This window comes from Burkholderia sp. BCC0405 (assembly GCF_902833075.1).
GTDB lineage: Bacteria > Pseudomonadota > Gammaproteobacteria > Burkholderiales > Burkholderiaceae > Burkholderia.
In genome coordinates, this window is record NZ_CADFEO010000002.1 from 88,479 (window position 1) to 101,636 (window position 13,158).

A 13,158-nucleotide genomic window follows, 5' to 3' on the forward strand; every position below is an offset into this window, starting at 1 on the left:
CCTCAACCGGAGGGACTCCGATCATGCGACACCTGCGTCTTCCCCTGAGCCATGCCCACGCGCCGTCGGCGGGCGACGCGTCGTCGCCGCCCGGCGCGCCGCGCCGTGCGCGCGGCGGCGCGAGCTGGCTCGTCTCGCCGTCCGTCGCGGTGCTGCTGCTGTGGATGTCGATTCCGCTCGCGATGACGATCTGGTATTCGTTCTCGCGCTACAACCTGCTGAACCCGGACGTGAAGGGTTTCGCCGGGCTCGACAACTACCGCTTCCTCGCGACCGATCCGTCGTTCCTGCCCGCGATCTGGCACACGCTCGTGCTGATCGGCGCGGTGCTCGCGATCACGGTGATCGGCGGCGTGCTGATGTCCGTGCTGTTCGACCGCAAGTTCTACGGGCAGGGCGTGGCACGCCTGCTCGCGATCGCGCCGTTCTTCGTGATGCCGACGGTATCCGCGCTGATCTGGAAGAACATGATCCTGCACCCGGTGTACGGGCTTGTCGCGACCGCGATGCGCGCGCTCGGGATGACGCCGATCGACTGGTTCGCGGATTACCCGCTCACCGCCGTGATCATCATCGTCGCGTGGCAATGGCTGCCGTTCGCGTTCCTGATCCTGTTCACCGCGATCCAGTCGCTCGACCAGGAGCAGAAGGAAGCCGCGCGCATCGACGGCGCGGGCCCGATCGCGATGTTCTTCTACATCACGCTGCCGCACCTGAAGCGCGCGATCGCCGTGGTCGTGATGATGGAGACCATCTTCCTGCTGTCGATCTTCGCGGAGATCTACACGACGACCGGCGGTGGCCCCGGCGACGCGACGACCAACCTGTCGTACCTGATCTACGCGCTCGGCCTGCAGCAGTTCGACGTCGGCCTCGCGTCCGCGGGCGGGATCATCGCCGTGGTGGTCGCGAACGTCGTGTCGTTCTTCCTCGTGCGGATGCTCGCGCGCAACCTGAAGGGAGAGTACGAGAAATGAGCGACCTGACCTTCGAAGGCCGGCGCGTGCCGGCCGTGTTCGACCTCGTGCGGCGCGCGCTGCCCGGCGCGCTCGCGTGGCTGATCGCGCTGTTGCTGTTCTTTCCGATCTTCTGGATGGCGATTACCGCGTTCAAGACCGAGCAGCAGGCGTATGCATCGACGCTGTTCTTCATGCCGACGCTCGACAGCTTCCGCGAGGTGTTCGCGCGCAGCAACTATTTCGCGTTCGCGTGGAATTCGGTGCTGATCTCGGCGGGTGTCACGGTGATCTCGCTTTTGTTCGCGGTGCCGGCCGCGTACGCGATGGCGTTCTTCCCGAACCACCGCACGCAGAAGGTGCTGCTGTGGATGCTGTCGACGAAGATGATGCCGTCGGTCGGCGTGCTCGTGCCGATCTACCTGCTGTGGAAGAACGCGGGGCTGCTCGATACGGTGTCGGGCCTCGTGATCGTCTACACGCTGATCAACCTGCCGATCGCGGTGTGGATGACCTTCACGTACTTCAACGAGATCCCGAAGGACATCCTCGAAGCCGGGCGCATCGACGGCGCATCGACGTGGCAGGAGATCGTCTACCTGCTGATGCCGATGGCGCTGCCGGGGCTCGCGTCCACCGCGCTGCTGCTCGTGATCCTGTCGTGGAACGAGGCGTTCTGGAGCATCAACCTGTCGAGCTCGAACGCGGCGCCGCTGACCGTGTTCATCGCGTCGTACTCGAGCCCCGAAGGGTTGTTCTGGGCGAAGCTGTCGGCGGCTTCGCTGCTCGCGGTCGCGCCGATCCTGATCGTCGGCTGGCTGTCGCAGAAGCAGCTGGTGCGCGGGCTCACGTTCGGAGCGGTCAAATGACGACGAGCGTACTGATCTGCGATTGCGACGGCGTGCTGATCGACAGCGAGGCGGTGGCTGCCGACGTGCTCGTGCGCGAGCTCGATGCGCGCTGGCCGGGCGTCGATGCGCGGCCGGCCGTGATGCCGTTGCTCGGGCTGCGCATCGAGCGCGTGCTGGCCGGCGCGAGCGAGGCCGTCGGGCGCAGGCTGTCGAACGACGACGTCGTCGAAATCCGTGCCGCGGTCGAGGCGGCGGCCGTCAATGCGCCGATGGTCGACGGCATCGATGCGGCGCTGGGCGCGATTCAACTGACGACCGCCTGCGCGAGCAACAGCTACCGCGCGTACGTCGAGGCGGCACTGGCACGCACGGGCCTCGCGCGTTTCTTCGGCGACCGGCTGTTCTGCGCGGATGCCGTCGCGCGGCCGAAGCCGGCGCCCGACGTGTATCTCGCGGCGGCGCGCACGCTCGGCGTCGCGCCCGCCCAGTGCCTCGTGGTCGAGGACAGCGTGACCGGCATCACCGCGGCCGCCGCGGCCGGCATGACCGTGCTCGGCTTCGTCGGCGGCGGGCATGCGTCGGCCGCGCAGATCGACGCGCTGCGCGGGATCGGCGCGCGTCACGTATTCGACGACATGCACGAGCTGCCCGGTTACGTCGCGCGCTGGCAGGCGACCGGCGCGGTGCTGCCGAACTAGCAACCACGAACGACTGCGCGCCGCGTTCGACGCGGCGCATCACGAACGAACGGAGACAGATCATGGCAAGCGTGCTCCTGCGCAACATCGCGAAGCGCTACGACGACACCGAAGTGCTGCGCAACGTGAACCTCGACATCGCCGACGGCGAATTCGTCGTGTTCGTCGGCCCGAGCGGCTGCGGCAAATCCACGCTGATGCGGATGATCGCCGGCCTCGAGGATATTTCGAGCGGCGACCTGCTGATCGACGGCGCGAAGGTCAACGACGTGCCGAGCGCGAAGCGCGGCATTGCGATGGTGTTCCAGTCGTATGCGCTGTACCCGCACATGACGCTGTACGACAACATGGCGTTCGGCCTGAAGCTCGCGGGCGCGAAGAAGCCGGAGATCGACCAGGCCGTGAAGCAGGCCGCGAAGATCCTGCACATCGACCATCTGCTCGACCGCAAGCCGAAGCAGTTGTCGGGCGGCCAGCGGCAGCGCGTCGCGATCGGCCGTGCGATCACGCGCAAGCCGAAGGTGTTCCTGTTCGACGAGCCGCTGTCGAACCTCGACGCGGCGCTGCGCGTGAAGATGCGGCTGGAGTTCGCGCGGCTGCACGACGAGCTGAAGACGACGATGATCTATGTGACGCACGACCAGGTCGAGGCGATGACGCTCGCGGACAAGATCGTCGTGCTGTCGGGCGGCGCGGTGCAGCAGGTCGGCACGCCGAACGCGCTGTATCACGCGCCGGCGAACCTGTTCGTCGCGGGCTTCATCGGTTCGCCGAAGATGAACTTCCTGAAGGGTGCCGTCGAATCGGTCGATGCGGGCGGCGTGCTCGTGCGCTTCGACAGCGGCGAGACGCAGCGCGTCGCGGTCGAGGCGGCGGGGCTGCAGCGCGGGGCGGCGGTGACGGTCGGCGTGCGGCCCGAGCACCTGAAAGTCGAAGCGGCGGCTGCCGGCGTCGCTGCGAAGACGATGGCCGTGGAGTCGCTCGGCGATGCCGCGTACCTGTATGCGGAGTCGGCCGTCGCGCCGGACGGGCTGATCGCGCGGATTCCGCCGCTCGACACGTACCGCACCGGCGAGGCGCTGCACGTGAGCGCGGAAGCCGAGCACTGCCACCTGTTCGACGAGCACGGGCAGGCGTTGCGCCGGCTGGGCGTGCACGCGAAGGCCGCATGACGGCCGGCCGCGCTCACAGCGGCGGGTGCGCGGCCATGTAACCGACTGCCGCGCGCGGCTTCGGCGTCAGGCCGCCTTCGCGTCGAGCGCGGCCCGCGCGCAGGTTTCGTCGGTGACGAGCCCCGACAGCCAGCCGCCGCGCAGCGCGGCGATCACCGCGTCGCGTTTCTTCGGGCCGCCGGCGAATGCGATCGTCGGGCGCTTCGGCGGCGTGGCGAGCGCGACGCTCGTCACGCGCGCGCTGGTCGACACGTCGATCATCTTGCCGTGCGCGTCGATGGGCATGCCGAGCAGTTCGGCCACCGCTCCCAGCGAGGTCATCTCGTCGCGCTCCTGTTCGGTGATGAAGCCGTCTTCGTAGAGCGGGCAGTGCGGGCCGATGTTGCCGATCCCGACGAACGCGACATCGGCCTTGCCCGACAGCGCCTCGACGATCCGGTACAGCCGGTGATTGCACCACTGCGCGCGCTCGGCGGCGCTGTCGGCGAACAGCGGCGCGGGCAGCAGGAAGTGCTTGCTGCTGGTTTTCTCGGAGATGTACTGCGCGACGTCGTAGCGGTTCGACGATCCGTCGGCCGCGATCGCGCCGACCATCGACACGAGCCGGTGCTGCGGGCGGTCGATCTGCGCGATCTGCGCGACCGCGGCCTTCAGCGTCCGGCCGCTGCTGACGGCAATCACCATCGGCCGCGTTTCGTTCAGGTAGCGCTCCATCACCTGCGCGCCGGCGACCGCGAGCTTGCGGTCGATCGCGTCGGGCGCGTCGGCATCGACGGGCACGACTTCGCACATTGCGAGGCCGTAGCGCTTCGACAGTTGCGCGCCGAGATCGAGGCAGCCGGCGAGTTGATGATCGACGCGCACGCGGATCAGGTTCTTTTCGACCGCGAACGCGACCAGGCGCTGCGCGACCGGGCGCGACACCTGCAGCTTTTCCGCGATTTCGTTCTGCGTGTCGCCCGCGACGTAGTAGAGCCACGCGGCACGCGTGGCGAGATCGAGTTTTTCTGAGGACTTGGACACGATAGCGATTCGATTCGGATCTGGGGGCCGCCCCGCGGGCCGGCCGATGGGCCGCATGACGGCATCCACTGTACCGCATGTCTTGCGCACGACCGACGGCCGATCGGCGCGCGGCGGTGGTGCTTACGCGAGCCGCGCGCGCGACGGTTCGTACAGCGGCCGCACGTGGCGGTACAGCGCGCGGAACGCATCGAGGCGTTCGCGCAGCCGCGCATGGCGGGCGGCGTCCGGCGTGTATTCGGCGCGCACCGGCGGCTTGGTCAGCACCGCATGCGGATCGCCGCCGACGGCCAGCCAGCCGAGCCGCGCCGCGCCGAGCGCCGCGCCCGTTTCGCCGCCGCCGTGCTGGCGCGTGCGCACGTTCAGCGCATCCGCGATCAGTTGCGCCCAGAACGCGCTGCGTGCACCGCCGCCGATCAGCGACAGCCGGTCGGTTTCGACGCCGGCCGCATGCAGCGCGTCGAGACCGTCGGCGAGGCCGAGCGTCACGCCTTCGAGTACCGCGTAGCCGAGATGCGCGCGTTCGGTCGCATGCGTCATCCCGAAGAACACGCCCTGCGCGTACGGATCGTTGTGTGGCGTACGCTCGCCGGACAGGTAGGGCAGGAACAGCGGCGCCGTCGCGAGCGCGTCGGCGTCGAGCGCCTCGACTTCGGCGAGCAGCGCGGGCTCGTCGGTGCCGGTCAGCTTGCAGACCCAGCGCAGGCAGCTCGCGGCCGACAGCACGACGCTCATCAATTGCCAGCGATCGGGAATCGCATGGCAGAACGCATGCACGGCCGACGCGGGATTCGGCATGAAACGATCGCCGACCACGCTCAGCACGCCCGACGTGCCGAGCGATACGAAGCCGTCGCCGGCATGGATCGCGCCGATGCCGAGCGCGCTCGTCGCGTTGTCGCCGCCGCCGCCGGCGACCACGACGGCTTCCGAGAGCCCGAGTTCGCGGGCGATGTCCGCGCGCAGCGTGCCGGACGGCGCATTGCCTTCGACGATGCGCGGCATCTGGTCACGCGACATCCCGCACGCGGCGAGCAGCGCATCGGACCAGTCGCGGCGCGCGACGTCGAGCCACAGCGTGCCGGCCGCGTCCGACGGATCGGACACCTTCGCGCCGGTCAGCCGGAACCGCAGGTAGTCCTTCGGCATCAGCACGCAGGCGGTCGCCGCGAACACGTCGGGTTCGTGCTTCGCGACCCACAGCAGTTTCGGCGCGGTGAAGCCCGGCATCGCGAGATTGCCGGCCAGTGCGTGGAGATCGGGCGCGCGTTCGGTGAGCAGCGCGCATTCGTCGGCGCTGCGCATGTCGTTCCACAGGATCGCGGGGCGCAGCACACGGTCGTCGCGCCCGAGCAGCACGGCGCCGTGCATCTGGCCCGACAGCCCGATGCCGCGCACGGCCGCGAACGCCTGGCGGTGCCGTTCGCGCAGGGCCGCGAGCGCGGCGAGCGTGCCTTGCCACCAGTCCTCCGGATGCTGTTCGGCCCAGCGCGGATGCGGCCGCGACACGGTGAACGGCGAGCCGGCGGTGCCGACGACCGTGCCGTCCGGGGCGAGCAGCAGCACCTTCACTTCCGAGGTGCCGAGGTCGATGCCGAGATACATGTGCGATCCGTTCCGTCAGTGGGGAGTCGCTACTTTAGCCGCGCGGCCGCGCCCGTGCCAAGGCAGGTTCGCCCGGATGCGGGTCAGCGTGCCGCGAGCCATGCGTCGACCCGCGCGAGTCCGGCGCGCAGCGCCTCGAACAGCGCCGCGTTGCCGGCGAGCGAGCCCCACAGCGGGCGGCTCGCGCACAGCGCGACGACCGGGTCGTCGGCCGCGACGATCGCCCGCGCGGCGCCTTCGTCCATCACGCCGTCCTGGTATGCGTACGGCAAGGTGCCGCGCGCCCAGCGTTCGAGAAAGCGCAGGAACAGCGCGGGCAGCACGGTGGTGGCGACCGGCGCCGCGCCGCGTGCGAACGATTCGACGAGCGTCGGCGCGATGAAGCCGGGGATCTTCGAGAAGCCGTCGGCCGCGACGCGCTGGTTCGTGTCGAGCACGTACGGGTTGCCGAAGCGCTCGAGCACGACGTCGCGGTAGCGCGCGAGATCGAGCGGGCTCGGCGTGAGGCACGGGATCACGTCCTGCGTCACGTAGTCGTGCGCGAAGCGCCGGATCGCCGCGTCGTGCGTGCCTTCGTGAATGTAGGTGTAGCCCGCGAGCGTGCCGGCCCACGCGATGCAGCTGTGCGTCGCGTTGAGGATGCGGATCTTCGCTTCCTCGTACGGGTGCACGTCATCGACGAGTTCGGCGCCGGCCAGCTCCCAGCGCGGCCGGCCGGCCGCGAAGCGGTCCTCGATCACCCACTGGATGAACGATTCGCCCATCACCGGGCAAGCGTCGTCGATGCCGGTGGCGGCCAGCACGCGTTCGCGCACGTCGGCGGTCGGGCGCGGCGTAATGCGGTCGACCATCGCGCTCGGCGTGGCGACGTTCGCATCGAACCACGCGAGCAGGTCGGCCTGCCCGCGCCGGTCGAGGAATTCGCGCATCCCCGCGCGAAAGCGCGCGCCGTTGTTGCGCAGGTTGTCGCAGCTCTGCAGCGTGAGCGGGCCCGCGCCGCGCTTCACGCGTTCGGCGAGCAGCGCGGCGAGCGCGCCGTACAGCGTCGTGCGCGCGCCTTGCAGGTCGGCCGCGAGATCGGCGTTCGCGATGTCGAGCCGGTTGTGTTCGTCGAGGTAGTAGCCGCCTTCGGTGACGGTGAACGATACGATCCGGCAGGCCGGATCGGCGCCGGCGTCGATCAGCGCGGCGAGGTCGATCGACCACGGCAGCACGCGCGTGATCGCCCGGATCGTCTCGTACGCGCGTTCGCCTTGCGGCGTGACGGTTTCGAGCGTGTAGGCGCCGTGCTGCGCGGCGAGTGCGTCCATCGTCGCGTGCATGTCGTCGCGGATGTTGCCGACGGTCAGCGACCAGCGCTCGTCGGCCGGTACGGCCGCGTTCACGCGATGCAGATACCACGCCTGGTGCGCGCGGTGAAACGAGCCCGCGCCGATGTGCAGCAGCACGGGCGTGCGGGCGGAGGGCGATGCGCTCATCCGGTGTCTCCTGTTCGTGCCTGACTGTCCTGTCGAATGCGACCGACGAATACGATCATTTGCTCTTTGTGTGAGCGAATGATCGTATTCGGGCGAGCGAAAGTCAAGGTGGGGAAACCGCATTTCGATGGTGCGCTGCGGTGGCGGCGCGGGCAGGGCGGGGAGCGCGCGAACGGGCGGCCGGTGCGCGAGGTGCCGTCAGCGTCCTTCGCGCGTCAGCGCGACGAGTTCGTCGAGCAGCTTGCCGGCCGGCCCCGGCAGGATGCCGTGGCGGCGCCGGAACGCGGTGAGCGTGCGTACCGCGACGACCTCGTGCACGGGCAGCGTGTCGATCGTGCCGGCGCGCTGCTCGGCGCCGTACATCGGCTCGGCCATCCAGCTCAGGAAGCCCGCATGCGCGACGAGGCTCTTCAATGTCGTGACCGAGCGCGTCTCGACCGCGATGTCGGGCAGCGCGAGCCCGTGCGCGTCGAAGGTCGCCCGCATGTGGTCGAACGGCGCGGTGCCGCGCGGCGGAATCGCCCAGCGCGCGTGCAGCGTATCGGCGAGCGTCGGCGCGCGGCCGAGCGCGCGCAGCGGATGGTGCGGCGCCGCAACGATATGGCTGCGATCTTCCCAGCGGCACTCGGGAATCGCGACGATCTCGTCGGTATCGGGCCCGTGCGCGGACAGCGCGAGATCGATCTCGTGCTTGTTCAGCCCTTCCGCGAGCCGGTCCCACACGCCTTCGATGATCTCGACGCGCAGGTTCGGCCAGCGGTCGAGCACGCGGCCCACCGCGACCGGCAGCACGAGGCTCGCGATGCTGCCCACCGTGCCGACCTTGATCGTGCCCTTCGCGAACCCGCGCATCGCGTCGAGCTCTTCGCGCGCGTGCTCGGCCTCGTGCTGCAGCAGCGTCGCGTGCGGCAGCAGCGCCTCGCCGAACGCGGTGAGCTGCACGCCCTTCGAGTGACGCTCGAACAACGGCGCACCGACCTGGTCCTCGAGCCGCTTCAGGATCCGGCTCAGCGCTGGCTGGGTCACGTGCAGCGCGTCGGCGGCGCGGCCGAGGCTGCCGCACGCGACGATCGTCGTGAAGGCGCGCAATTGTCGGAGATCGAAAGTCATGACGCAATGGTATGGCTTATCGCAAAAAATACAGTATCCGAGAATGGCTTGCGCTTCGATACTGTGGAAACCGCCAAGCCATCGAGGAGCGCCGAGCATGTCCGGACATCCGTCCCCTTCCGCCGCATCGATCACCGTTCGCGATGCGGTGATCGACCTGCTTCGCCAGTTCGGCATCGACCGCGTGTTCGGCAATCCCGGCTCGACCGAGCTGCCGATGTTCCGCGACTTCCCGGACGATTTCCGCTACGTGCTCGGTTTGCATGAAGCCGTCGTGGTCGGGATGGCCGACGGCCATGCGCAGGCCACCGGCAACGCGGCGGTCGTCAACCTGCATTCGGCGGCGGGCGTCGGCAACGCGATGGGCAACCTCTTCACCGCATTCAAGAACCGCACGCCGCTGATCGTCACCGCGGGCCAGCAGGCGCGCGCGATCCTGCCGTTCGACCCGTTCCTCGGCGCGACGCAGGCCGCCGAGCTGCCGAAGCCGTACGTGAAGTGGAGCATCGAGCCCGCGCGCGCGCAGGACGTGCCGGCCGCGATCGCGCGGGCGTACCGCATCGCGATGCAGGAACCGCGCGGCCCGGTGTTCGTGTCGATCCCGGTCGACGACTGGGACCAGCCGGCCGAACTGCTGCCGCGCCGCGACGTCAGCAGTGTCGTGCGGCCCGATCCCGATGCGCTTGCGCGGCTCGGCCACGCGCTCGACGCCGCGCGGCGTCCCGCGTTCGTGGTCGGTGCGGCCGTCGATCGCGCCGGTGCGTGGGATGAGGCCGTGCGGCTCGCCGAGCGGCACCGTGCGCGCGTGTACGCCGCGCCGATGTCGGGGCGCTGCAGTTTCCCCGAGGACCATCCGCTGTTCGCCGGCTTCCTGCCCGCGATCCGCGAGAAGATCGTCGCGCGGCTCGACGGGCACGACCTCGTGTTCGCGTTCGGTGCGCCCGCGTTCACCTATCACATCGAGGGTTTCGGCCCGCACGTGCCGCCGGGCGCGACGCTCGTGCAGCTGGTCGACGATCCGGGCGTCGCCGCGTGGACGCCGTCGGGCGATGCGGTCGTCGGCAACCTGCGGCTCGCCGCGCGCGACCTGCTCGCGCGCCCGGCGCCGCCCGAGCGGCCGATGCCCGCACCGCGGCCGCCGCGTGCGCGTGTCGAAGCGCCGGCCGCCGGCGAGCGCATGCCGGTCGCGTTCGCGCTGCAGACGCTCGCCGACGTGCGCGACGCGCACGACATCGTCGTCGAGGAAGCGCCGAGCGCACGGCCCGTGATGCAGGAACACCTGCCGTTCACGCGCAGCGGCACGTTTTACACGATGGACAGCGGCGGCCTCGGCTACGGGATGCCGGCCGCTGTCGGCGTCGCGCTCGCGCAGCCGGGCCGGCGCGTGATCGGGCTGATCGGCGACGGGTCGAGCCTGTATTCGATCCAGGCCTTGTGGAGCGCCGCGCAACTGAAGCTGCCGATCACGTTCGTGATCCTGAACAACCGGCGCTACGCGGCGCTGCAGGATTTCGCGCCGGTGTTCGGCTTCGGCCCCGATGACCCTGTGCAGGGCACCGATCTGCCGAACCTGGATTTCGTCGCGCTCGCGCAAGGGATGGGCTGCCGCGGGGTGCGCGTGACCGATGCCGCGCATCTGCGCGACACGCTGACCGATGCGCTGCGTGCGGCGACGCCGGTCGTCGTCGAAGTCGAGATTGCCTGAATTACGTGATGCGCAACGCGCGTCCTTCCGGAGACTCCATGCAAACCGTATCGATGCTGATCGGCGGCGAACGCCGTCACTCGTCCGGCGGCGCGACCTTCGTGCGCCGCAACCCGCTTGATGGCGCAGTCGCGTCCGAAGCGCCCGCCTGCACCGTCGACGATGCGCGTGCGGCGGCCGACGCGGCCGCCCGCGCGTTTCCCGACTGGGCTGTGCTCGGTCCCGGCGCACGCCGCGCGCTGCTGCTGAAGGCGGCCGCCGCACTCGAAGCGAAGCACGAGCAGTTCGTCGCCGCGATGGCGGCCGAGACGGGCGCCTCCGCGCTGTGGGCCGGCTTCAACGTGCATCTTGCCGCGAGCGGGCTCGTCGAGGCCGCGTCGCTGACCACGCAGGTCGGCGGCGAGCTGATTCCGTCCGACGTGCCGGGCTCGCTCGCGATGGGCGTGCGGCAGCCGGCAGGCGTCGTGCTCGGCATCGCGCCGTGGAACGCGCCGGTGATCCTCGCGACGCGCGCGCTCGCGCTGCCGCTCGCGTGCGGCAACACGGTCGTCCTGAAGGGTTCGGAGCTGTGCCCCGTCACGCACGGGCTGATCGTCGAGGCGCTGCAGGAAGCCGGGCTGCCGCCGGGCGTCGTCAATTTCGTGACGAACGCGCCCGAGGACGCGGGCGCCATCGTCGATGCGTTGATCGCGCATCCGGCCGTGCGCCGCGTGAATTTCACGGGCTCGACGCGTGTCGGCAGGATCGTCGCCGAAGCCTGCGCACGTCACCTGAAACCGTCGGTGCTGGAACTCGGCGGCAAGGCGCCGTTCGTCGTGCTCGACGATGCCGATCTCGATGCGGCGGTCGCGGCCGCCGCGTTCGGCGCGTTCGCGAATTCCGGGCAGATCTGCATGTCGACCGAACGCATCGTCGTCGACGCATCGATCGCCGATGCGTTCGTCGCGAAGCTCGCCGACAAGGCCGCGTCGCTGCCGCTCGGCGATCCGCGACAAGGGCCCGTCGTGCTCGGTTCGCTGATCGACATGAAGGCGGTCGAGCGCTGCAATGCGCTGATCGACGATGCGCTCGCGCACGGCGCGACGCTCGTGTGCGGCGGCAAGGCCGACAGCACGCTGTACCCGGCCACGCTGCTCGACCATGTGACGCCGGCGATGCGCCTCTATGCGGAAGAATCGTTCGGCCCGGTGAAGGGCATCGTGCGCGTCGATGGCGAGGAGGCGGCGATCCGTTGCGCGAACGACAACGCGTTCGGGCTGTCGTCGGCCGTCTTCAGCCGCGACGTCGCGCGTGCGCTGCGCGTCGCGGGACGCATCGAGTCGGGCATCTGCCACGTGAACGGTCCGACCGTGCACGACGAGGCGCAGATGCCGTTCGGCGGCGTGAAGGACAGCGGCTTCGGCCACTTCGGCGGCAAGGCCGGCATCGCGGCGTTCACGGACCTGCGCTGGATCACCGTGCAGACCGCACCGCGCCACTATCCGTTCTGACGAGGCCGCCGACCATGAGGATTGCGATTCTGGGCGCCGGCGCGATGGGCTCGCTGTTCGGCGGGCTGCTGGCCGAAAGCGGTGAGGCCGTCACGCTGATCGACGTGAACGACGCGCACCTCGATGCGATTCGCCGCGACGGGCTGCGCATCGACGACGATCGTGGTGAACGACGCGTCCGTACGTTGCAGGCCGTGCGGCCGGAAACCGCGCAAGCGGATGCGGCCGCATCGTCCGATACGCCATTCGACCTGCTGATCGTTTTCACGAAGTCGCTGCATACGCGCACCGCGCTCGACGGCGTGCGCGCGCTGCTGACGCCGCACACGCACGTGCTCACGTTGCAGAACGGGCTCGGCAACGTGGAGACGCTGAATGCGTTCATGCCGCTCGAACGCATCCTGGTTGGCGTGACGACATGGCCGGCCGACGCAGCGGGGCCTGCACACGTACGCTCGCACGGTGCGGGCGCGATCCGCATGATGACGGCCGACGGCGCGGCGCGACCGTTCGCGACGGCCGTGGCCGATACGCTGTCGCGCGCGGGGCTCGCGTGCATGCTGGATGCCGATGTGTGGGCCGCGATCTGGGAGAAGGTCGCGTTCAACGCGGCGCTCAACACGCTGTGCGCGGTGACGGGCTGCATGGTCGACCAGCTCGGCAATCATCACGACGGGCCGCGGCTCGCGCTCGCGATTGCGGCCGAGGTGGCCGCCGTCGCCCGCGCGAAGGGCATCGCGGTCGACGGCGAACGCATCGCGCGCAACGTCGAGCATGCGATCCGCGCGCATCGCGGTCATCGCCCGTCGATGCTGCAGGACGTGCTCGCGGGCCGCCGCACGGAAATCGACGCGATCAGCGGCAAGGTTGTCGCGGCCGCGCGCGAAGCGGGCGTGGCGGTGCCGCATGCGGAAACGCTGCTCGCGCTGGTCCGGCTGATCGACGCGCGGATGAACTGAGCATCAGGCCGGCGGCGCTGCTTGCGCCGCACGACGATACGAGTGCGTCGCGCGCAGGCGACGGCACCGGATCGGGACGGGTTGGACGAGACCCCGGGGCCGGCGCCGCTG

The 13,158-nt window shown here is 69.9% G+C and carries 11 protein-coding genes; 7 read left to right on the plus strand and 4 right to left on the minus strand.

Translation table 11 applies throughout. From position 1 onward, the window contains the following. The first annotated feature begins 23 nt into the window (after positions 1-23). The 4 genes from HWX36_RS03485 to ugpC all read left to right on the plus strand — a co-directional run bounded on the left by HWX36_RS03485 (position 24) and on the right by ugpC (position 3,677). Positions 24-977 carry a sugar ABC transporter permease gene (locus tag HWX36_RS03485; protein ID WP_175950896.1) on the plus strand — a complete coding sequence of 318 codons (954 nt, stop codon included), beginning with the start codon at positions 24-26 and terminating at the stop codon, positions 975-977. Then, the gene (locus tag HWX36_RS03490; protein WP_175950897.1) at positions 974-1,825 is read left to right on the plus strand and encodes a carbohydrate ABC transporter permease; all 852 of its coding nucleotides are present in this window, start codon (positions 974-976) and stop codon (positions 1,823-1,825) included. Before HWX36_RS03485 ends, HWX36_RS03490 begins: the two co-directional genes overlap by 4 nt. Further along, the gene (locus tag HWX36_RS03495; RefSeq protein WP_175950898.1) at positions 1,822-2,505 is read left to right on the plus strand and encodes an HAD family phosphatase; all 684 of its coding nucleotides are present in this window, start codon (positions 1,822-1,824) and stop codon (positions 2,503-2,505) included. Before HWX36_RS03490 ends, HWX36_RS03495 begins: the two co-directional genes overlap by 4 nt. A 62-nt stretch (positions 2,506-2,567) precedes the next feature. Next, on the plus strand, positions 2,568-3,677 hold the full coding sequence (gene ugpC / locus HWX36_RS03500) for a sn-glycerol-3-phosphate ABC transporter ATP-binding protein UgpC (protein WP_175950899.1): 1,110 nt from the start codon (positions 2,568-2,570) through the stop codon (positions 3,675-3,677). 66 nt (positions 3,678-3,743) lie between these two features. Here the strand turns inward: ugpC and HWX36_RS03505 are convergent, their stop codons facing one another. The 4 genes from HWX36_RS03505 to HWX36_RS03520 form a co-directional block, all read right to left on the minus strand. Further along, positions 3,744-4,757 (minus strand): sugar-binding transcriptional regulator, encoded by a 1,014-nt coding sequence (locus HWX36_RS03505; RefSeq protein WP_175950900.1) that lies wholly within the window; start codon positions 4,755-4,757, stop codon positions 3,744-3,746. Between the two features lie 66 nt (positions 4,758-4,823). Next, positions 4,824-6,305 carry a xylulokinase gene (xylB, locus tag HWX36_RS03510; RefSeq protein ID WP_175950901.1) on the minus strand — a complete coding sequence of 494 codons (1,482 nt, stop codon included), beginning with the start codon at positions 6,303-6,305 and terminating at the stop codon, positions 4,824-4,826. Positions 6,306-6,388: 83 nt separating this feature from the next. After that, positions 6,389-7,783, minus strand: coding sequence for a D-arabinitol 4-dehydrogenase (gene dalD, locus HWX36_RS03515; protein ID WP_175950902.1), 1,395 nt, complete (start codon positions 7,781-7,783; stop codon positions 6,389-6,391). Between the two features lie 198 nt (positions 7,784-7,981). After that, positions 7,982-8,893 (minus strand): LysR family transcriptional regulator, encoded by a 912-nt coding sequence (locus tag HWX36_RS03520; protein ID WP_175950903.1) that lies wholly within the window; start codon positions 8,891-8,893, stop codon positions 7,982-7,984. Positions 8,894-8,990: 97 nt separating this feature from the next. Between HWX36_RS03520 and mdlC the strand changes: the two genes are divergently transcribed. From mdlC to HWX36_RS03535, 3 genes are read left to right on the plus strand one after another with little or no spacing between them, the layout of a single operon-like run. Further along, a complete protein-coding gene (gene mdlC, locus HWX36_RS03525) occupies positions 8,991-10,598 on the plus strand; it encodes a benzoylformate decarboxylase (protein ID WP_175950904.1) in 1,608 nt (535 codons plus the stop codon). Positions 10,599-10,636: 38 nt separating this feature from the next. Beyond that, complete coding sequence (locus tag HWX36_RS03530) at positions 10,637-12,088, plus strand: aldehyde dehydrogenase (RefSeq protein ID WP_175950905.1); 1,452 nt, start codon at positions 10,637-10,639, stop codon at positions 12,086-12,088. A gap of 14 nt (positions 12,089-12,102) precedes the next feature. After that, on the plus strand, positions 12,103-13,047 hold the full coding sequence (locus HWX36_RS03535; protein ID WP_175950906.1) for a 2-dehydropantoate 2-reductase: 945 nt from the start codon (positions 12,103-12,105) through the stop codon (positions 13,045-13,047). Positions 13,048-13,158 lie beyond the last annotated feature (111 nt).